Origin of the sequence: Candidatus Pelagibacter sp. HIMB1587 (assembly GCF_052047775.1) — a bacterium.
Lineage (GTDB): Bacteria > Pseudomonadota > Alphaproteobacteria > Pelagibacterales > Pelagibacteraceae > Pelagibacter.
Genome location: NZ_JBNAJJ010000001.1, coordinates 473,719 through 493,615 on the forward strand (window position 1 = coordinate 473,719; position 19,897 = coordinate 493,615).

At 30.8% G+C, this 19,897-nt stretch carries 22 protein-coding genes and 1 tRNA gene; 1 reads left to right on the plus strand and 22 read right to left on the minus strand.

The window, feature by feature from the left end; translation table 11 throughout:
• Window positions 1–320: 320 nt before the first annotated feature.
• The 19 genes from ACTTBE_RS02710 to ACTTBE_RS02800 all read right to left on the minus strand — a co-directional run bounded on the left by ACTTBE_RS02710 (window position 321) and on the right by ACTTBE_RS02800 (window position 14,077).
• On the minus strand, window positions 321–1,040 hold the full coding sequence (locus tag ACTTBE_RS02710) for a M48 family metallopeptidase (protein WP_440677040.1): 720 nt from the start codon (window positions 1,038–1,040) through the stop codon (window positions 321–323).
• On the minus strand, window positions 1,040–4,141 hold the full coding sequence (locus ACTTBE_RS02715) for a type I restriction endonuclease subunit R (protein WP_440677041.1): 3,102 nt from the start codon (window positions 4,139–4,141) through the stop codon (window positions 1,040–1,042). The genes ACTTBE_RS02710 and ACTTBE_RS02715 overlap by 1 nt, the downstream gene beginning before the upstream one ends.
• Complete coding sequence (locus ACTTBE_RS02720; RefSeq protein WP_440677042.1) at window positions 4,134–5,264, minus strand: restriction endonuclease subunit S; 1,131 nt, start codon at window positions 5,262–5,264, stop codon at window positions 4,134–4,136. Before ACTTBE_RS02720 ends, ACTTBE_RS02715 begins: the two co-directional genes overlap by 8 nt.
• The gene (locus tag ACTTBE_RS02725) at window positions 5,255–7,741 is read right to left on the minus strand and encodes an N-6 DNA methylase (protein WP_440677043.1); all 2,487 of its coding nucleotides are present in this window, start codon (window positions 7,739–7,741) and stop codon (window positions 5,255–5,257) included. Before ACTTBE_RS02725 ends, ACTTBE_RS02720 begins: the two co-directional genes overlap by 10 nt.
• A 101-nt stretch (window positions 7,742–7,842) precedes the next feature.
• Window positions 7,843–8,235 (minus strand): hypothetical protein, encoded by a 393-nt coding sequence (locus ACTTBE_RS02730; protein WP_440677044.1) that lies wholly within the window; start codon window positions 8,233–8,235, stop codon window positions 7,843–7,845.
• Window positions 8,222–8,386, minus strand: coding sequence for a hypothetical protein (locus tag ACTTBE_RS02735; RefSeq protein WP_440677045.1), 165 nt, complete (start codon window positions 8,384–8,386; stop codon window positions 8,222–8,224). Before ACTTBE_RS02735 ends, ACTTBE_RS02730 begins: the two co-directional genes overlap by 14 nt.
• Window positions 8,387–9,328 (minus strand): DUF4268 domain-containing protein, encoded by a 942-nt coding sequence (locus ACTTBE_RS02740; protein ID WP_440677046.1) that lies wholly within the window; start codon window positions 9,326–9,328, stop codon window positions 8,387–8,389.
• Between the two features lie 103 nt (window positions 9,329–9,431).
• A complete protein-coding gene (locus ACTTBE_RS02745; protein WP_440677047.1) occupies window positions 9,432–9,785 on the minus strand; it encodes a hypothetical protein in 354 nt (117 codons plus the stop codon).
• Window positions 9,785–10,006: a hypothetical protein gene (locus ACTTBE_RS02750; RefSeq protein ID WP_440677048.1), complete on the minus strand. Its 222-nt coding sequence runs from the start codon at window positions 10,004–10,006 to the stop codon at window positions 9,785–9,787. The genes ACTTBE_RS02745 and ACTTBE_RS02750 overlap by 1 nt, the downstream gene beginning before the upstream one ends.
• 1 nt (window position 10,007) lies before the next feature.
• Complete coding sequence (locus ACTTBE_RS02755; protein WP_440677049.1) at window positions 10,008–10,184, minus strand: hypothetical protein; 177 nt, start codon at window positions 10,182–10,184, stop codon at window positions 10,008–10,010.
• 9 nt (window positions 10,185–10,193) lie between these two features.
• Window positions 10,194–10,373, minus strand: coding sequence for a hypothetical protein (locus ACTTBE_RS02760; protein ID WP_440677050.1), 180 nt, complete (start codon window positions 10,371–10,373; stop codon window positions 10,194–10,196).
• The gene (locus ACTTBE_RS02765; RefSeq protein ID WP_440677051.1) at window positions 10,355–10,612 is read right to left on the minus strand and encodes a hypothetical protein; all 258 of its coding nucleotides are present in this window, start codon (window positions 10,610–10,612) and stop codon (window positions 10,355–10,357) included. The genes ACTTBE_RS02760 and ACTTBE_RS02765 overlap by 19 nt, the downstream gene beginning before the upstream one ends.
• 94 nt (window positions 10,613–10,706) lie before the next feature.
• Window positions 10,707–11,360 carry a hypothetical protein gene (locus tag ACTTBE_RS02770; RefSeq protein WP_440677052.1) on the minus strand — a complete coding sequence of 218 codons (654 nt, stop codon included), beginning with the start codon at window positions 11,358–11,360 and terminating at the stop codon, window positions 10,707–10,709.
• A gap of 31 nt (window positions 11,361–11,391) precedes the next feature.
• Window positions 11,392–12,375, minus strand: a complete 984-nt coding sequence (locus tag ACTTBE_RS02775; RefSeq protein WP_440677053.1) for a tyrosine-type recombinase/integrase — start codon at window positions 12,373–12,375, stop codon at window positions 11,392–11,394.
• A 46-nt stretch (window positions 12,376–12,421) separates the two neighbouring features.
• Window positions 12,422–12,498: transfer RNA gene (locus ACTTBE_RS02780), tRNA-Met, on the minus strand.
• A gap of 203 nt (window positions 12,499–12,701) precedes the next feature.
• On the minus strand, window positions 12,702–12,890 hold the full coding sequence (locus ACTTBE_RS02785) for a hypothetical protein (RefSeq protein WP_440677054.1): 189 nt from the start codon (window positions 12,888–12,890) through the stop codon (window positions 12,702–12,704).
• Entirely contained in the window at window positions 12,891–13,184 is a 294-nt protein-coding gene (locus ACTTBE_RS02790) for a hypothetical protein (protein ID WP_440677055.1), read from the minus strand.
• A gap of 62 nt (window positions 13,185–13,246) precedes the next feature.
• Window positions 13,247–13,579 carry a hypothetical protein gene (locus ACTTBE_RS02795; protein WP_440677056.1) on the minus strand — a complete coding sequence of 111 codons (333 nt, stop codon included), beginning with the start codon at window positions 13,577–13,579 and terminating at the stop codon, window positions 13,247–13,249.
• 102 nt (window positions 13,580–13,681) lie between these two features.
• Window positions 13,682–14,077, minus strand: coding sequence for a hypothetical protein (locus ACTTBE_RS02800; RefSeq protein WP_440677057.1), 396 nt, complete (start codon window positions 14,075–14,077; stop codon window positions 13,682–13,684).
• 265 nt (window positions 14,078–14,342) lie between these two features.
• Between ACTTBE_RS02800 and ACTTBE_RS02805 the strand changes: the two genes are divergently transcribed.
• Entirely contained in the window at window positions 14,343–14,816 is a 474-nt protein-coding gene (locus ACTTBE_RS02805; RefSeq protein WP_440677058.1) for a DM13 domain-containing protein, read from the plus strand.
• 9 nt (window positions 14,817–14,825) lie between these two features.
• Here the strand turns inward: ACTTBE_RS02805 and ACTTBE_RS02810 are convergent, their stop codons facing one another.
• The 3 genes from ACTTBE_RS02810 to ACTTBE_RS02820 are packed head-to-tail and all read right to left on the minus strand — an operon-like array spanning window position 14,826 to window position 19,768.
• Window positions 14,826–17,270 (minus strand): GcvT family protein, encoded by a 2,445-nt coding sequence (locus tag ACTTBE_RS02810; protein ID WP_440677059.1) that lies wholly within the window; start codon window positions 17,268–17,270, stop codon window positions 14,826–14,828.
• A gap of 2 nt (window positions 17,271–17,272) precedes the next feature.
• A complete protein-coding gene (gene ald / locus ACTTBE_RS02815; protein ID WP_440677060.1) occupies window positions 17,273–18,391 on the minus strand; it encodes an alanine dehydrogenase in 1,119 nt (372 codons plus the stop codon).
• Window positions 18,392–18,421: 30 nt separating this feature from the next.
• Entirely contained in the window at window positions 18,422–19,768 is a 1,347-nt protein-coding gene (locus tag ACTTBE_RS02820) for an aspartate aminotransferase family protein (protein ID WP_075505902.1), read from the minus strand.
• Between the last annotated feature and the right edge of the window lie 129 nt (window positions 19,769–19,897).

Sequence of the window (19,897 nt, forward strand, 5' to 3'; positions counted from 1 at the left end):
TCAACATAATTGTACCAATTGTAATTATCAGTAGAAAATTTGATCTATCTTTTTCAAAGAGATGCAGGACTTATTCTGAGTCCTCTCGAACTTTAGGTAACGTCTCGAAGTGTTCAGGCTATGCAACCTTGTAACTCTTTTCACTTCACCACGACTACTCTGATTACAGTTTCAATTACCTGTAAAAAATTAGGTAGTGATATTCATATAACAGTTAAAAGTTATTATTCAAGATTAGGAGATTATAGGAGACACAATTGAGTCACATTTAACTTAAATAGTGACTCTTAATTGTGGGTTATTTCAAGACAAAAATTTTATTAATTTTTTTTAAAAAATTCTGCTGATAAAGGCAATTGATTCAATTCAGAACGTTGATCACGCCAAAATGGACAATGCTTATCAAGAATTTTTATAAAACGATTATTATGCCTAGTCTCTATTAGATGAGTCATTTCGTGTACAACAACGTATTCAACTAATTCTTTTGGTTTTTTAACTAATTCGGTATTAAGGCGAATATGACCTAAAGATTTATTGCAGCTGCCCCATCTTGTTTTCATTTTTCGTATAAAATGACGTTTAACTTTAACGTTTAATTTTTTTTCCCATTTTTTAATTAAACTATCAACATACTCATATAACAATGATTTTTGCCAACTTTCAATTATCTGTGATCTTTTTTTCTGATTAGATCTTGGGCGAACTGTTAAAATAATTTCCTTGTTACTTAATATTACATTTGGTTTTTTTTTTTCATAATTAACCTTCATCAAATAATAATCACCCCATACTTGATGACTCTCACGATCAACAAACTTTCTTGGAAATTCACGTATTTGCTCCTTAAACTTAGCTTTCTGAGTACGGATCCATTTAATTTTTGATATTGCATAAGCACGAGCCACATCGAAACGGGTTTTTTTTGGTGTTACCAATACTACACGACCATTCGGTGGGTATACTGAAAGATGAGTATTCTTTATATCTTTACGTACAATTTTTATTGATATTTCATTTAGTTGAATATTTTTTTCCATTAATACGCATCTTGATTTTTTATAATTTCAAATAATGCCATTGTTGCCTCACGATCCTTTTCTAACATAGGAAAAAGTAAATTAAGAACTTGACTTTCTCGTACTTGATCCCCTCTCCATCCTGCAGGTGCATTATCCTTTATAGCTTTATCTATCTTCAGTGCTAATTCGGCTCTAACGGTATCAGATTTAGGTAATTGAAAATTAATTTTTGGGAGTGAAAATAAATTATTATATATAACTATAGCTTCAGTCTTTCCTTGAAGATCCAATGGAATGTTATCCATATATTCTTTTTTCATCATTTTTTTAAAAAGTTCTTCAGCATCTTTCAAAAACAATTCATATTGTTTTATGTCTTCACGATTTTGCTTAATTAAATCATCTAAGAGATTAGAAATTTCACCATAGAATTTTGGATCAGTTAGTTTGTTACGTACAATTGTTGATCGAATATTATTAATAATAGTTTCCGCAACATTATTGTTTGAAAGTATACCTTTTTGATTTATTTTACGAGCAATCGCATCATGTATGCCGGTCTTTATTATTAATTCACCTAGGGATAATGATTGCAAATCACCAATTTCATCTACAGAATCAGCTTGTATGTATGTGTTAAGTAAATGACGCATATCTGCTTCATATGGTTTTACATCTAATTCTTCATTGGAATAATTTTTAATTGCTGAACGAACATCAGTATAAAAATTTACCTCTTTTTGTATTTCATCCACTTCTTTAACGTCATATCCTACCTCGTTAAGATCTTGAGCTATATCACTGTAAGATCTTATAAAGGTAGATACTGTTTTGTAGAAAGAAACACGTAAATCTTCAGTATCATCCAATGCACTAGGATCGTCGGCTTTACCACAAAAATAATGCAAATAATGTTCTATCTCACGAACACCAGTTGAAGATTTAGGTACAGGTTCACATAAATATTTTAATTTTTCACGTGCTTCATCTAGTCGTTTTTTACTTTCTGTAGCCCATTCTTTTATTTCAATGTTATTAGAGCCACTATTTCCAGCATCTACATCTAATTCATCAGAGTTATAGATTGCAATAGCTTCTTTTACTTTTTCAAAAAGTTTTTTAAAATCTACAATATGCCCATAAGTCTTATCTTCACCATCTAAACGATTAGTACGGCATATAGCTTGAAATAACGTATGATCGTGAAGTTTGTTATCAAGATAAATGTATGTACAACTTGGTGCATCAAAACCAGTTAATAGTTTATCCACAACAATAAGAAGTTTCATGTTAGCTGGTTCATCAATGAAAAGATCCTTAATTGTTTCTTCGTATTTCTCAGTTGTTTGATTTTCTTTTAAAACAAAGTTTTTATAAGTATCGAATTTATACCTTTCATCACTATTGTCAGGTTCACTAGAAATCACTCCAGCATTTGGCTCATATGATGTAATAATACCACAATACTTTCCAAAATCTTTTGTTTTAAAAATACGAAAATAATGGCAAGCATCATAAATACTAGAAGCTACTAAAATTGCTGTACCACGATTATTGTTCAAACGTGGTTTGGTATCAAAATCTATTATTATACTTGCTGCTATTCTCTCTTTTCTTTCAGCAGCGCTCATTAAGTTCTCCATCGTAACCCATCGATGCCTAATAATTGCTTTTTGAACCTTATTTAACATTTTGGTTTTGCTCTCAAAATAATCTTCAATAGCTTTTGGTTTAGTAAGCTTTTGTGGAACATCGCGCGCCTCATATTTGAGATCGAGAACTACCCCATCTTCAACACCTTCATGAAACTTGTACGTATGAATATATGTACCAAATATTTCTCGTGTAGTTTTTCTATCTTTTTGTAATAAAGGAGTACCTGTAAATCCTACAAATATTCCATTTTGAAGCCAACGCTTCATTTGTTTGTTCATGTCTCCACCTTGTGTTCGATGGCATTCGTCAACTAAAACATAAAACTTTCCAAAAATTTCTGGCGGTGGTCCATTAAGATCTGTTGGGTCAAATTTATGTATCAACGCACACAACAACCTTGGTGATGTTGCTTTAAGCTTTTCAACCATTTTATCTCGTGAAGTGATACGGGGAGATGGTGCACTAGAACTGACTACACCCGTATCTTGCATGACATCACTTATTTGCTTATCGAGTTCATCACGGTCTGTAACTATGAGAACTCTAGCATTTGGATCATATTCTAATAACCATTTAGCTAAAAGAACCATTAAAATACTTTTTCCACTACCCTGTGTATGCCAGATCACACCACCTTCCTGCTTTTTAATGCGCTCTTGCGTTGCTTTAATTCCATCAAATTGATGTTGTCGTGGAACTTTTTTAATTCCTGCATCAAAAATGATGAAATTTCTTATTAAATCAAGTAACCGAGATTTTTCACACATCTCGATTAAAGGATAATCTAGTAATGCACCTGGGGTAGAAAAATTATTATTTGAAGATTTCCATTTTACATAAAATTTCTCATGAGTAGTTACTGTACCATAATGTAAACCTTGAGAGTCGTTACCAGCAAATAATAATTGCACAGTTGGAAAAAAATTTTCATTAAATATTTTTTCTTGGTTGGTTCTAAGTTGACGTATACCATGAGCAACATCAACTGAGCTACGTTTAAGTTCAATTACAGTGACAGCAATACCATTTACATAAAGTACAATATCGGGACGTCGCTCATATCCTCCGCGCAGTGTAACCTCCTCAGCTAATGCAAAATCATTATTCTTTGGATTTTCCCAATCAATTAAATGTACCTGTTCGTGAGTTTTATCAACAGAAATTTGAACTGAAACACCATATCGTAAAAGCTGATAGGTACGTAAATTTGCTTGATATAAAGATCTACCTGTAACATCAGTTGCTACTTGAAGCTCATAGAGAGCAGCTGAAATTAGTTTTTCAGAATATCCACGTTTTGTTAAATTTGTTTTTAATAACTCAGTTTCAATACACTGATTATTTTCATTTTTACTGCGATCCCCTAAATACTCATATCCTAAATAATTAGAATTTTTTTCATTTGTGAACAAATCGATAACTCGATTTTGAGTTTTACGTTCTGGACGAGACTTTTCAGTCATGTATCAAATCCGATTTTGCTAAACGAGTTTTTCCTGATAGTAATTCATGCATCATTGCTTCCTTTAATTTAGCCGTTTTATCACGGCGTAATTTAAGAGAAATTAATTCCTTATCCATATCTAATAAAATTTTAGAAATTTGTTTTTGATAATTAATTTCCTCAGGGATTTTTAATTTAAATACTTCAAGATTAGTTTTTTGAATATTAGGAAGACCCGAGCCTACTCTTAATTTCATAATTTTATTTTGTCTTTGTTTTAAGGCATAATATAAAAAATTATTATCAACAGAAAATGGCTTAATAGAATAACAGTGTCCACCACACCAAAAAGGTTCGTTTATAATTTGGACATAGCCACAAGAATTTCCACCTTCACTTATTATAATAGTATTTGGTGGTCTATTCACTTTGTTTGTAAATGATGATGGGTAAATTCCTCCATTATAATGAGGGAAATCTTCTTGTAAAATTTTTTCATTTGTATTTAATTGACGTCCTTTTGATATAACAGCCAGTTCTTCAAGATAATATTCTTTCCATTTGTAATTATTGTTTAAAGTGCAAACTTCATCAGAAAACAACTGATACATAGTTGCATTTTTTACATTCTCTTTTTTGATAATAAGTTTATCCAAACTTTTAAGCAACAAATCAATATCAGTTAATATTAAACCAATTTTTTTTTGTTCATTCTTACTTTTGGGTAATGCAATTTTAAAAATATGTGCATCATTTCTATTTAAAGTAGGCACACCAGAGCCGGATGCAAATCTCTCGAACCCTATGAATTTATATAAATAAAAAATAAATTTAGGATCGTTTTGATTGAAACTCGTAACCCATAAAGTTGTATTATGTGGCCAATAACTGCTTTCAATAAAATGAACTTCACCAAGTGTTCCTGAACGACCAGTAACAACTCCTGGTCCATTTACCATTGACTCATCATGATAATTCTCAACACCATTTGAGTAAACTACTGGAAAATGGCCTTTTTTAATCTTGCTATTTGGAAGATCAAAGCCACGTTGTAAAGGAGCTACATCAGAAAGTAGTTTATATTCCCAGTCTTTAGGGATTGTATTCTCCTTAGTATTATTATCTTTTGATATTATTTCCAAAATTTCCCTATGCCTTTTAAATGTTCCTCAACTTTATTAGAAAAATTATCTACTTCATCTATTAATATGGGTAATGGCGTTTCATAACGCTCTGCTAACTCTCTTATACTTGAGTAAAGTTTTTCAGAAACATAATCAAGTTCATTTTGCATTGAAGAAGATAATATTTTTAACCACTTATTTTCAATAACTAAAAACTTTACTTCCTCATCTTTAAGTTTCGAATATTTTTCTTCTAATTTATTATCAAGATCAACTGATGTATTTTTAATTTTCTTTTTAATTGCAGATTGTTTTACTAAAATGTCTTCACATTTTTTAAGTAAAGTATGTTCATCAATAAAATTTTTATCTTCATTAATTTCTTTAAGTCGTGCTTTAACAGATTTTAAAGTTATCTTTAGCTTATCTTCTTCACCTTCTACTAAATCATCTAACAGACCATCTTCGCCAATATTTTCATCAATAATTTCTTGAATATCAATTTCAATTTCTGACAGTTCTGATTTAAATGAATCAATTTTTTTTTGCTCTGGATTAAAAAAATATTCAACTAAAATTGCTCTAGAAATTAAATCAGATTTAAAACGTCGCTTTCCTTTTAAATAATCATATTCCTCTTTTGGCCACACAAGTTTACCATTAGAATTTTTAATTTTAGTAACTTCATGAGGTAAAATACTTTGTTTCCAACCAATACTCGATACTAAATAACAATCATCTTGCATAGTCTCAGACCAATAATCCATTAGGTTTTGGTATATGTCAAGCGGCTCAACCAATGGCACTGATTTAAATCGAGAAAGTAAATTTTCTGAAATTAATTTAATTAGTTGTTTTGTAATACTGCCTTTTTTAAAATTGTTTAAATGAGGATTGGAAAATTTTTTCCAGTCATTAAAAACTTTATTGGTAAGTTTAATATACGTATTAAATTCTGGATGTGTAAATATTTTATTTTTAACTTCTTTAATAGGTACTTTTAATTTTAAAAAACCTTGGCGCCCAGTCTTTTCAAATAACAAGTTTTTTATACTTGGAAAAACTTTCCAATAAGAATTTAATTTTTCAATATCAAATTCTGGGATACCTCCACGTAAATGGCCTTCAATACTCTGTAAATCCTCTGGTTTAGAACTATCTATATAACGTGGTAAGTTTAAATTATATTCATTAATAGAATTTGAAATTTCTTCAAAAGTTACCATTCTTGAATAACCCGAAACATCAACTAAATTGTTATACGCATCAACAATTTTATATATATCTTGGTCACGGAGTCGATTTTTAGATCCATCTTTTCTAAAACCATTCCTAGCATCAATCATGAAAATACCCTTACGTGCTGAGGCGTTTTCTTTATCAAGAACCAAAATACAAGCAGGGATGCTTGTTCCAAAAAATAAATTTCCTGGTAATCCAATTATAGCTTTGAGAAATCCAGATTTAACTAATTCTTTTCTGATAACAGCTTCAGCATTTCCACGAAATAAAACACCGTGTGGGAGAATACATGCAGCCTTACCATTAGATTTCATTGAACGGATAATGTGCAAAAGAAAAGCATAATCACCTTGTTTTGGAGGAGGTGCTCCCCAAGTAAAACGCTGATAAGGATCACTGTTTGGATTTATACCAGTGCTCCAAGTCTTTGATGAAAAAGGAGGATTTGCTACCACATAATCATAAGTTCGGAGTTCATTGCCATCAAGGAACTTAGGGGCTGATATTGTGCTGCCACCACTTAAAATATTTGCTGTTGGAAAATCATGTAATATCATGTTCATACGAGCTAAACCTCCCGTGGTAACATCCATTTCTTGACCTTCCAATGTTATTTGTTTTGCAGCTTCAGCGGCTACTTTTAATAATAATGAACCAGATCCACATGTTGGATCATAAACTGTAGTGCTCGCTTTAGAATTTTCTGGGGAAATTCCAATTACTTTAGCCATAATATAACTGACCTCTGACGGCGTATAAAATTGTCCTTTGCTTTTCCCACTCTCAGTTGCAAAGTGTTTCATTAAATACTCGTAAGCATCACCTAATATGTCATCGTTCTCTGCGTTGTTTTTAGAAAAATTAAGCCCAGGATTTTCAAATATAGCTATAAGGTTGCTAAGACGCTCTACCTTATCATTTCCTTCACCTAACTTAGTTGAGTCATTAAAATTTGGAAAATCACCACTACTTAGTTTTGTATTTTCATTTATTAAAGGTTGAATTATTTGTGTATTAATTTTTTCACCAATATTAGAATTTCCCTTTAGCGCGACCATATCTTTGAAGCTAGCCCCTTTAGGAATTATAACGGGTGGTGCAAATGTTTGAGCATCACCGTACTTATCGCTAATATATTTAATGAACAGCATAAATAGGACATAGTCTTTATATTGACTAGCATCCATACCTCCTCGTAACTCATCACAAGAAGCCCATATGGAAGCATATAGATCTGTTTTTTTTAAAGCCATTTTAATAGAATTATCAAACTCTAAGAGTAGTGTCTAATTGCTTAATTTTCTAGGTAAATACTTGGTAGAGACATTCTTATTAACAATTTAAACGATCTATTTTATCTCCATTCCACATCGCTCTCGAATAAGTGATTTAACTCATTTATCAATTTTTTAAAATTCCTTGGAAAACTTTCATAACCTTTACAGAATTTGGCTTTACCTTCTCTGTTTCTTAGTTTTAATTGCCATGAACAACCATCAGTCAGTGGTTCATATTTTTGTTTCCAATATGGATATTTCTTATGCCAATTCCATACTCCTAATTTTTCAATATTATTCCAAAATTTTATAAGCTTTTGATCACTGATATTGGGACAGATATCATGTTCAAAATTATCGTGAACTGATCCAGTTTTATCCTTTTCAAGTTTAAATCCAAAACCTCCTCGATACCAAATACCTTCTAAATCTATTACTTCAGGTTTTAAATTTTGATCACTTATGTTCACGTGTGAAATTATTAATTCTTTCTCCGTACATTTTGATTTTCTGAAGCTCTTTTTCTTGTGCTTTTTTCTTTTTTTCAGATGAGTAATAAATAGGCATGACTATTGAAAGTAGAACAATTATGACTGTTAGAATTATTTGCCAAGTTTCCATTTAGTATTTTTTTAATAACTCCTTGATATATGGATCAAAAGATTTTTTTATATTTATACAATTTTCAATTAATTGATCGTGTATTTCTTCCCATTTATCCTCATCTTGCCAACCACCTGTTTCTATAATTGCCTTTATTCTGCATGCTCTACTTTCTGGAAGAGGTTCCCATTGTAAATTTTGACCAAATATTTTTTCTATAGCATCTTTGTTTTTCTCAAGAGCATCATAAATCTGTTTATTTTCTTCAGGTGTCTCTTTTCCCCTATCAATATAAATCTCTGCTTGGGTTGAGTTTTTTCCTACAGCACAATTATAACCAACACCACGTAAACCAGAACTGATACCTAGCCAAGAGTATATTCTTGGAGTTGTGTTTGCATACATATTCGTTTTAGTCTTAGATCTTTCAAGAAACATTGACCAAAAATTATATCTAGCTTTACCTCTGTTTGAGTCCTCAATATTTATTTTTTGTTTTATTTTTGTAGTTTCGCTAGGTCCTGCAAGTAAATCAAAATTTGCTGCAGGAGGACTATCTTGAATTTTAAAAACTTCTATTTTAACTAAATAAAAAGAACAAGTTTCAACGTTTTCATTTAACCAGTTAATAGTATTCACATGATCAGCTCTTGCTTCTTCTACAATCCATATTGCTTTCTTAGTTCCCTGGACATTACTTAAATAAGTTAACAACTTACCCAAATGATCGTGGTCAGATTTATTATATTGGTTTTCTATAATAACTTTGCCTTCGTCATCTTCTCCTACAATATCAACTATAAAATTTTCTAATCTATTTTCCTTCTGAGGATCTTGGATATTAAATCCAATATCTTCATTTAATCGTGCAATATTTTCTACTAACCAAGGCGTAAAATCTTTATCTTCTGTTTTCCAAATATCTTTGATCTTTACTTTGGTAAGTTTTGAAACATTCATTATCAAATAATATCAAATAGATTAATTAGTGTCTAATAGAGTCTAATTTGTTATCTAAAATATAAAACTCAAAAGTAAAATTGCTTCTATTGCTATTAAAATCTTAATCACTTCTATTTAATTCATCTAGTTCTAAAAATTGATCTATTGAAGATACACAATTCTTATCCTCAATTATCATTTTTTCAAACTCTTCAATTTTATCTTTAGATTTATTTAAAAAATATTGAAAAGCAAAATAACCAATTACTAAGAGAATGATTAAAAGGTTTTTTATTATAAAAGAAATTCCAACCAGATAATTATAAGTGTTTATTTCCAAATATGTAAGATATTCATTATGCAGATAAAATATTGAACTGATGGCTAATATCAGAAAAAGCAAACCATAAATCTTAGGCTTAAACCATAAATACACTCTTCCATATAGAAATTGTTTTACAAAGAATTTGACCATTATATGTATGTTATTCCAACCATTGCTCCAGCAGCTACTAAAACACTCTTCAAACCAGCTCCTTTAATTATTCTTTTTTCTTCTTTAAGAATAAATGTTCTAAGTTCTTCTTTAGAATAATCTGAAACATTTTTTTGTTGGTAGGTAATATTTTCTTTTACCTTTTCGATTGCTTGTTTTCTTATAAACTTTTTGGAATTATCTTTGATATTAGAGATCATATTAGTAATCATATCTATCATCCCCCCATTCACAAAAACAAGATCCACAGCTACAAACTATTCCTTTGCAGTCCTCACAAACATCGTACTGTTGCGAATTAATATTTTGTTTACAGCTGAAACAATGTGTGTGTCTTGTATGCTCATTTTTTTTTATTTCATTTCTTTCCTCAATCATTTTCCCTCCTTAATTTAAGTATTTTTTCAGTCCCTGATTAACTAATTCGATATATCTAAACCATTCATCGATATAGTTTCTTTGTTTGCCTCTTCCTTCTTTTTCTACTCTACGAACTGCTTTTTCAGTTACACGATCAAGTATTTTAATTTGTTTTTTATGTTCTTTAGTTATTTTTTCTCTTCGCATTCACCCTCCATTATTTCCTCCTTTGAGTTATTTTTTTCCTCTCGTAAAACTAGGTCTTTATAACAATTTGAAATATCTGCGTTTGCTATTGCCAATGCAGCCCTCCAGCTTATTGCGTAATTATGTTTTGCTTGAACATATTTCGCAATAGCTAAAGGATTGATTTTATCTAACCAAATGTCTGAGTATTTCTCCTTTCTATTATTATTATTTGAAACTAGTTTGATTTTTTTAAACATGTTTCCAATTTAGAAATTTAATTTCTTTTTTATAGACTTTGAAATACTGACGTCCTAATTTTAAGGACGTTGAAGTTGGAAGTATAAATTTTTATTAGCTAATTCTTTTCCAAATTTTCCAAATAGCATTGAAATGACTATTGAATAGTGGATCATCACTCATCTTTGATTTTTTAAAAAAATCTAAATCATATTTTTTTGAAGACAGACCTGTTTTTGGATGGACAATGGATTTTAAAAACTGATCTTTTTCCTTTAATTTAATCTCTTCTGAAGCTTCTTTGTTAAAAATTTCAGCATATTTTTCCCAATAAGATTTTTTCTTAAGAATTTGTCTAATTGTCAGTGCTTTAAGCCCTCTGACAGTTTGTTGTGAAATCAATTTTCCTATTTTTTCATTTTTGATAGTTGATATTTTGAAAATTATCTCACCTCGTTTATTTACATTTATGTCAGGGAAAATATTGTTTTTATGTATAAAACGATCTAATAATTTTTTGGATTTTAAATGTTCTATTAATTTTAAGCATACATTATGCATTAGTGTGTGGGCATATTCCTCAAATCTATATTCTTTCCACAATGTTCTTGGTTCAATCTTTCTTTGTACAATCTTTTCACTTGTAGTGAATATATGTAGACAATTATCTTGAAAACATTTCCATAATCTTTCGTTAAAATTATTTTGTTTAATAAATTTAAATGATATTTCTTTTGTATTTGCAGAATTACATCTAGGGCAAAGCATTTTAAAGAATACCAAATACTAAAGGTTGAGTCTAATATCTTAGTTTCTTAGCTAAATGCTCTGCAGAAATATGGGTATATCTTTTCAATACTTTTAGGTCCTTCCATCCACCTTGTGCAGATATTTCAGTAATACTCCAACCGTTCATAGATGCTCTTGTTGCAAAGGTATGCCTTGTTGAATGAAATCTTTTATTAATTCCTGTCCATTTCTTTAACTGTTGCCAATAAAAATCAATCGTATCCCCTCTTTCACAGTTAATAAGTTTTCCATTAATATTTATTGGAAGTTTATTGATCTCATCCATAGCTCTTTTGGATAAACCTACTCTTCTAGATAAACCATTTTTAGTTTCTCTTAAAATCACAGTATGTTTTTTAAAGTCTATATCCTCTCTTCTAATCTTGAGTATTTCTCCTCGTCTTATTCCACAATCTAAACCAAGCATAATAACTAACTTTAACCATTTAGCCTTTGAATGCTCCGCTTGTTCTAAAAGAACTTTTTCTTCATCAGGTTCAATCACTTCACCTTTAAACTCTGGTTCTCTTAAACGTTTAATAAACTCACAAGGATTTGTTGGAAGATATATTCCAAGTATTTGCCTTGCATATTTAATCGAGACAGAAACTAAAGTTAAATATTTATTAACTGTACTTGGGTTTAGTTCCTTTAATAACTCTTGCTGATAATCTCTTAAAACTAATGGTGTAACTTGAATAAGTTTTAATCTTGCTATTTTATGTTTTGAGAGTTTTTGAGCTTTATATCGTTCCGATTGATAGCTCTTTTTATTAACAACTACCTCTTTGATGTAACGATTAATTAAATCTTTAAGCAGAATATTGTTAGCAGCAGTTAAATCTTCAAATATTCCTTTATCTAACTTACTCTCTTGTTCTCTTGCCCAGCGTTGAGCATCTTCTTTATTTATAAATGTTTTTGATAAGTTTTTAGAATTGTTTCTTCTTATTCTAACTTCCCATTTACCATTCCGTTTTCTATATCCAGCCATATCTATTGACGCCTCAGAGACGCAAAACAGACTAATACTTCTAGAATGGTAGCGGGAAGTGGGATCGAACCACTGACCTCGGGCTTATGAGTCCCGCGCTCTAACCAACTGAGCTACCCCGCCAGGAGCATTTGGTACGCATATGGTACGCAAATAAATCAATCTAAGAAGTTCTAAATTTCAACCTCTATGCGACTTGTTAGATAATAAAATATTTTATTCTAAAATAAAATGTGAAATACGTACCAGAATTAATTTTTTTTTAAAGTTTTTTATAGAATTTTAGAGCTTTAAACAGAGAGTCCCGCGCTCTAACTAATTGTTTGTTAAAAAATATTAATTACTTTGTACAATCCCCATACTATGGCACCACTTAAAGCTATCCAAATTAATAGTCTTATAAGCATTACTTCTGGAGAACTTGATTTATTTTTTTTTTCTACTCCAAAATAATTGAAATAGGATGCCAGTAGAACAGAAAAAATAAGAAATAATAATAATTCTGCTAAAGTCATTTAATTGTTTAATTTACAGACTCCAAAATTGTTCCAAGTCCTTAATCCAAGTTGCACTACCTCAACAAACTTTAGATCATCCTGAGTATCTATTTTAAGTGATGCACTTCCAGGTATCTCTGCAATAACAAAGGTACCAGATTTGTAGATATTCATATCGTAAGTATCAATTCCTTTATCATCACCTCTTTGATAAGTTTTCCTCTCAGTGTCTAAGTTTATAAAGATTCTGGATTTAACCTCATTACAACCAGTTTCAGTACAAACATGTGAAATATCCACTTTGCAATACATTGTGGATGCAATAGCACCTCCACTTAAAATCAGCGTGAATAAAATAGCGAGGAATAGTTTTTTCATTTATCTTCTTTTTTTTTATTGAGTGATATTAACCAAAGTAAAAGAAAAATTAAACCAAATGGACCAATAATACTGGCCAGAATTGTAAAACTATAAAACAGAGATCCTAAATAGATAATTCCAATACCATAAATCAACATCATTGCTGGATTTGGAAGTGTAATCCATGATTTATCTTCTTCCTTCTCTTTGGTTTTACTTTTTCTTTTCAAAGCTCTTTTTCTAATCTTTTCGCCTTTTCTTTCATTTTCTATTCCTTTAAGCCAAATAAAAACAAAAAAACTAAATACACCTACAAAAATAAAAAAATTGATTAAAGCTTGGTTCATATTTCTTAATAATAATTTACCAAAGCTTATTAAATGAGTCTAATCTTGAATGAGTTAAAGAGTTAATACAGTAAGTTCTAAAGCCACTAAAAATTCAAACATTTAAAACTTATCACAAGTTCCATTCGCAACAAACAGTGTATCACCTCTTCCATAAGTTGATGCTCTGTAATATTTTATTGAATTAGAATTAACATTTGTTGCATCAATTGAAATTATGTCACCATATACACCTGTGCAAGTCATTGAAATTTGACCAGGTATTCTCTGGCAATTAAGACTTGTTAGTTTCAAATCATTCGAGCTGAATTCCTCTTCATCAAAATTGATCTTGGCTTTGAATTGACTAATCTTTATCTGTGCTGGCATATAATCTGACTCATTTCCAGTAATGCTATGTATGCCATTTTTAATTTTATCTGAGCAATAATAAACATCTGCAATTGCAGAGTTCAAAAGAAAAAGATTTATTATAAATAAAGCTGAAATTTTTTTCATTTATCATCTATTTTTACAAAAAGTTGCACCAAAAGTCTCTCCATTAGTATCTTTTATAAATAGAAAAAAGTACGTGTATGGTACGTACAGACAACAAATAATTAATTTTAAATAAAAATAAGTTAGGAAATTAGTGAGTTTTAAAACTATAGGATTGTCAAGGAATCGTTATGAGTCCCGCGCTCTAACCAACTGAGCTACCCCGCCATAAAATGAAAGATTTATACTACATTTACTAACTCTTTCAACTATAAGTAAATTTCCTATGAAAAAAAAAATTACCTTTCTATTTATCAGTCACTTTTTCTTTTTAATAATCGGCTTTGGCTTAGGTGTATATTTTCTACCTATTTTAACTGCACCAGAGTCAGTGGAAATAAGTAAAATTAATGAGTATGAAAATAAATCTCAATATCAAACTGAGTTTATAAGAGATTTAAGAGGGAGTGATCCGTTACACTGGGGAGAAGCAAAAGTTACAATTTCAAATACAAAAATTACAGTTAATGGCGCAATTGCACCAGGGCCTGATTACAAACTTTATCTAACAAATGAATTTACACAGCATGAAGATGAATTTTTACCAATTAAAGATGAAGCTAAATATGTTGCAGAGGTTAAAAGTTTTGAAAACTTTGTTGTTGATGTTCCTTCAAATGTAGACGTAAGTAAATACAATACTGTAGTTATTTGGTGTGAAAGTTTCAGTGAATTTATAACTGCAGCTAAATACCAATAGTTTTTTTAATTAACTATTTTTAAAATTAGTTTGCTTTAATGGTTTGAAGATAATTTCAGCAGGATATTTAATTTTCTCTATTTCAATTGAAATATTTCCATTTTGAAGTTCATCATCTGAATAGTCATTATTTATATAACCAAATGCAAGATTTTTTTTGAAGTTAAAAGAATAATTACCCGATGTAGTTCTTCCAACTATTTTATCATCTTTATAAATTGGTTCATCGTGAAGTAGAAGGGGTTTTCCTGGTTCATTATTTTTAAGAACAAACATAGCAAACTTCCTGTCAATTTTTTTATCTTTTATTTTTTCCAATGCTTCTTTTCCAATAAAACTAAAGTCTTTCTTGTAACTAATAGTAAAGTTAAGACCTGCTTGATATTGATTTTCTTCAGGTGAAATATCATGACCCCAGTGTAAAAAACCACTTTCCATTCTCATTGTATCTAATGCATGCATTCCGCAATTAGATAAATTATATTTTTTACCTTTTTCTATTAATTTCTCATAAATATTTTTAGAATCTGAAGTTTTAACATAAAGCTCATAACCTAATTCACCGACATAGGATAATCTTTGAGTCCATATTTTAGTTCCATTAATTTCAATATATTTCGAATTTGCAAACTTAAAATTTTCATTGCTAAAATCATCTGAGCTTAAATCTTGCATTAACAGCCTACTCTTTGGCCCAAATATTCCAAACACACAATAATCATCAGTAATGTCAGTTAACTCAACATTATCCGATAGATGCTTTTTAATATGAAATTTATCTCTTTCTCTTGTTGCTGCAGAACTAATTATTCTAAAATGATTTTGATCAATACAAACTACTGTAAGATCTGTCTCTATTCCTCCATCTTTATTGAGCATATGAGTATAAGTACATTTTCCAGGTTCCTGTTTTATATTTGATGTGCAAATTCTCTGAAGATCTTCATGTGCTTTCTCGGATTTAATTTCAAATTTAGAGAAAGGAGACAAATCATATAGACCAACATTTGTTAGTGTGTTGTTAGTTTCGTATTCAACTGATGGATACCAGTTTTGGTAATTATAACTGTATTCATACTCTGCTTTTTCTCCATCAAGAGCAAACCACATTGGTCTTTCGTATCCAGCTGAAACTCCAAAGCATGCACCAAAACTTTTTAATTCATTGTGGTATGGTAGTTTTTTTACATTTCTTGATGTTTTATGTTGTTTATAAGGCCAATGCATTCCATACAAATCTCCAAGTGACTCCGTAATACGATCTTTAATAAAACCTAATTCTGAATGAAACTTTTGAAATCTCTTGATATCATAATTAAAAATATCTTCGTTAATATGGCCAGTCATTAACCATTCTGCAGTTACTTTTCCAACTCCTCCTCCACTACCAATACCAATGCTATTCAAACCACAGCTAACAAATAAATTTTTAACCTCAGGAACTTCACCCAATAAAGAATTGGTATCAGGCGTAAAAGATTCTGGTCCTGAAAAAAACTTTCTAATTCCAGCTTGCTCTAAAACTGGAAATCGCTTCATAGATTTTTCTAAATATGGTTCAAAATGATCAAAATTTTCTGGAAATTCACCAAATGAAAAATCTTCTGGAACTTTGTTGGTATCTTTAAATGCTGGTATTGATTTACCTTCAAATATTCCAATTAAAAGTTTTCCAGCATCTTCTTTAATATAAGTGCTGCTGTCAAAATCTCTTATTACAGGTAATGTTGGTGAAAGATTTTCAATTGGTTCTGTAATTACATAAAAATGTTCTGCAGGATATAAAGGAATACTAACTCCTATTTTTTCTCCAATTTGTCTAGACCACATGCCTGTTGCAAGGACCACATATTCACATTCAATATCTTGCTCATTAACTCTAACACCACTAACTCTACCATTTTTAGTTAATATTGTTTCAACAGGTGATTGCTCAAATAATTTTGCTCCACCTAATCTTGCACCTTTTGCTAACATGTGTGTAACACCACTTGGATCAGCTGCACCATCACCAGGCATTAACACTCCACCTTTTAAATCCTCTGTATACATGATTGGATAATTTTTCTTAATTTGATCTTTATCTAAAATCTTAATATCAACATCATACAATTGAGCCGTAGTTGCTTGTCTTTGAAGCTCTTGCCATCTAGCATCTGTTTGAGCAATAGATAAGGCTCCATTAATTCTTAAACCAGCTGAGTGATCAACTTCCTTTTCTAATTTTTTATAAAGATCTAAAGTATATTTTCTAATTTTTGTAACGGCTGCTGTAGGTCCTAACTGACTAACTAATCCTGCTGCATGCCAAGTTGTACCTGATGTTAATTGATCTCTTTCTAAAAGAACAACATCTTTCCAACCAAATTTTGTTAAGTGATAAGCAACGGAACAACCAATAACACCACCTCCGACAACAACTACCTTTGTGCTAGAAGGATACTTTTTTTCCATTACTAATGTTTGACAGCTTCTCCTGGATCTACAAAGTTGTGACCAAATACATCTGCAACTGCCTTATAAGTAACCATTCCTTTGTGAACATTTAATCCAGCCAAAAAGTTTTTATCTTCACTTAATGCTTTTTGATAACCATTGTTAGCAAGTTTAACTAGATAAGGTAACGTTGCATTGTTTAAAGCTAAAGTAGAAGTTCTTGGAACTCCACCAGGCATATTTGCTACACAATAATGAACAACATCATCAACAATATAAGTTGGTTCACCGTGAGTAGTTGGTTTGCTTGTTTCAACACATCCACCTTGATCAATTGCAACATCAACTATAACAGATCCTCTTTTCATACTTTTGATCATGTCTTTAGTAACTAATTTTGGTGCTTCAGCACCTGGAATTAAAACACCTCCAACTAATAAGTCTGCTTCAGAAACTAATTTTGGAAGATCAATTTTATCACTTTGCTCTGGAATAATTTTATCACCAAACATTTCTACTAATTGTTTTAATCTAGCTTCTGATTTATCAACGATATGCACTTTAGCTTGCATTCCTGTTGCTATTACTGCTGCGTTTTCACCTACAACACCACCGCCTAAAATAACTACAGTTCCACCAGTAACACCTGGAGCACCACCTAACAAAAGTCCTCTTCCACTTTGATTTTTTTCTAAACAGTGAGCACCAGCTTGTACTGACATACGTCCTGCGACTGCACTCATTGGAGCTAATAATGGTAATCTCCCATTATCATCTGTTACTGTCTCGTAAGCAATGTTAACACTTTTTGATTTAATTAATCCTTCAGTTAATTCTTTCGCTGCTGCTAAATGAAGATATGTGTAAACAATTTGATTTTCTCTAATCATATCAACCTCAACTTTTTGAGGCTCTTTAACCTTAACAATTATGTCTGCATCATTAAAAATATCAGCTGCAGTGTTAGCTATTTTTGCACCTGCATTTGTATATTGATCATTTTCAAATCCAGCTTCAAAACCACCATTGTTTTCAACAATAACTTCATGACCTTCTGAAACTAAAGTTTTAACACTATCTGGCGTTAGCCCTATTCTATTTTCTTGAGGTTTTATCTCCTTAGGTACGCCTATCTTCATAAGCACTCTCCATGTCTTTAATTAAACTAATTAGTTCTTTTGGTTTTTTTGATAGTTCGTAATACCTGTTCTTAGTTTATCAATAATCTCATCTATATGTTTTTCTTCACATATAAATTGAGGAGCGATAATTAGACAGTCACCAGTTGCTTTAAAGTTAACACCTGCTTCATAACAAGCTTTAAAACATTCATAACCTGCTTTACCTGGTTTAGTATTCATTTTCATATCAATACCACCCATCATTCCATAACCTCTTATGTTTTCAACAGACTCTAAATCTTGAAGAGAAAATAATCCTTTTTGGAAATAAGGTGCTAAATTTTTTGCTCTGTTAAAAATATCTTCTTTTTCAAAAATATCTTGAACAGCTAAACCTGCTGCTACTGCAACTGGAATTCCTGAATAAGTATATCCATGAAACAATTCAACAGATCCCATCGGAGAAGCATCCATTACTGCATCATAAATTTCATCTTTACATGCAACTACACCCATTGGAACAACTCCGTTAGTTGTTGCTTTAGCCATAGTCATTAAATCTGGAGTAACACCAAACTCATGACTTGCAAAAGAAGAACCTGTTCTTCCCCAACCAGTAATTACTTCATCAAATATTAAAAGAATTCCATGCTTATCACAAATCTCTCTTAATCTTTGCAAATATCCTTTTGGTGGAACTAAAGTTCCAGTAGATCCAGCAATTGGTTCTACTATACAAGCTGCAATATTTTCTGGTCCAAAGTTACTTGCAATTCTCTCTAAATCATCTGCAAGATCTCCTCCTGTTTCAGGTTGACCACTAACAAATTTATGTTCTGGTAAATGTGTATGTCTCATGTGTTGAACACCTGGCATCAAGATACTTGCAAATGTTTTAACATTATTGATCATTCCACCAACTGAAACACATCCAATGTTCATTCCGTGATAACCTCTTTCACGTCCTACAAATCTAAATCTATGAGCATTTCCTTTTGCTCTATGATAAGCAATTGCAATTTTGATTGCAGTTTCAACAGCAGTTGAACCACAAATAGTGAAAAACATTTTGTTTAAATCACCTGGAGTGTGTTTTGAAATTTTTGTAGCTAATTCAAATGAACCACCAAATCCTTGTTGGAATGGTTGTGCGTAATCTAAAGTCTCTAATTGTTTAGTAACTGCTTCTGTAATTTCTCTTCTTCCATGTCCTAATGGATTACAAAATAATCCTGAGCTCGCATCAATTTGTGTTTTTCCGTGGTGAGTTTTTAAATAAACTCCTTTTGCTTCAGTAATTAATCTTGGGTTTGCTTTAAAATCTTTATTCGATGTAAAAGGCATCCAATGTTCATTTAATGAATTTGGAACTGAAGTTCTTGTCTCTGAGCTCATAAATTTTTTTTCTCTCTTTATTAACTGTTATAAATAATTCCAACTATTAGACTAAATCAATTAGTTTGCTAGAAATATTTTCACCACCCAAAATGATGCGTCATAAGTATACAACTTTTAATTGAACCT

Excerpts from the sequence above, each read along its gene's own strand:
- ACTTBE_RS02710 (WP_440677040.1), bottom strand. The coding sequence starts at position 1,040 with ATGGAAAAAAATATTCAACTAAATGAAATATCAATAAAAATTGTACGT.
- ACTTBE_RS02715 (WP_440677041.1), bottom strand. The coding sequence starts at position 4,141 with ATGACTGAAAAGTCTCGTCCAGAACGTAAAACTCAAAATCGAGTTATC.
- ACTTBE_RS02725 (WP_440677043.1), bottom strand. The coding sequence starts at position 7,741 with ATGGCTTTAAAAAAAACAGATCTATATGCTTCCATATGGGCTTCTTGT.
- ACTTBE_RS02735 (WP_440677045.1), bottom strand. The coding sequence starts at position 8,386 with ATGGAAACTTGGCAAATAATTCTAACAGTCATAATTGTTCTACTTTCA.
- ACTTBE_RS02740 (WP_440677046.1), bottom strand. The coding sequence starts at position 9,328 with ATGAATGTTTCAAAACTTACCAAAGTAAAGATCAAAGATATTTGGAAA.
- ACTTBE_RS02745 (WP_440677047.1), bottom strand. The coding sequence starts at position 9,785 with ATGGTCAAATTCTTTGTAAAACAATTTCTATATGGAAGAGTGTATTTA.
- ACTTBE_RS02750 (WP_440677048.1), bottom strand. The coding sequence starts at position 10,006 with ATGATCTCTAATATCAAAGATAATTCCAAAAAGTTTATAAGAAAACAA.
- ACTTBE_RS02755 (WP_440677049.1), bottom strand. The coding sequence starts at position 10,184 with ATGATTGAGGAAAGAAATGAAATAAAAAAAAATGAGCATACAAGACAC.
- ACTTBE_RS02760 (WP_440677050.1), bottom strand. The coding sequence starts at position 10,373 with ATGCGAAGAGAAAAAATAACTAAAGAACATAAAAAACAAATTAAAATA.
- ACTTBE_RS02765 (WP_440677051.1), bottom strand. The coding sequence starts at position 10,612 with ATGTTTAAAAAAATCAAACTAGTTTCAAATAATAATAATAGAAAGGAG.
- ACTTBE_RS02770 (WP_440677052.1), bottom strand. The coding sequence starts at position 11,360 with ATGCTTTGCCCTAGATGTAATTCTGCAAATACAAAAGAAATATCATTT.
- ACTTBE_RS02775 (WP_440677053.1), bottom strand. The coding sequence starts at position 12,375 with ATGGCTGGATATAGAAAACGGAATGGTAAATGGGAAGTTAGAATAAGA.
- ACTTBE_RS02785 (WP_440677054.1), bottom strand. The coding sequence starts at position 12,890 with ATGACTTTAGCAGAATTATTATTATTTCTTATTTTTTCTGTTCTACTG.
- ACTTBE_RS02790 (WP_440677055.1), bottom strand. The coding sequence starts at position 13,184 with ATGTATTGCAAAGTGGATATTTCACATGTTTGTACTGAAACTGGTTGT.
- ACTTBE_RS02795 (WP_440677056.1), bottom strand. The coding sequence starts at position 13,579 with ATGAACCAAGCTTTAATCAATTTTTTTATTTTTGTAGGTGTATTTAGT.
- ACTTBE_RS02800 (WP_440677057.1), bottom strand. The coding sequence starts at position 14,077 with ATGAAAAAAATTTCAGCTTTATTTATAATAAATCTTTTTCTTTTGAAC.
- ACTTBE_RS02805 (WP_440677058.1), top strand. The coding sequence starts at position 14,343 with ATGAAAAAAAAAATTACCTTTCTATTTATCAGTCACTTTTTCTTTTTA.
- ACTTBE_RS02810 (WP_440677059.1), bottom strand. The coding sequence starts at position 17,270 with ATGGAAAAAAAGTATCCTTCTAGCACAAAGGTAGTTGTTGTCGGAGGT.
- ald (WP_440677060.1), bottom strand. The coding sequence starts at position 18,391 with ATGAAGATAGGCGTACCTAAGGAGATAAAACCTCAAGAAAATAGAATA.
- ACTTBE_RS02820 (WP_075505902.1), bottom strand. The coding sequence starts at position 19,768 with ATGAGCTCAGAGACAAGAACTTCAGTTCCAAATTCATTAAATGAACAT.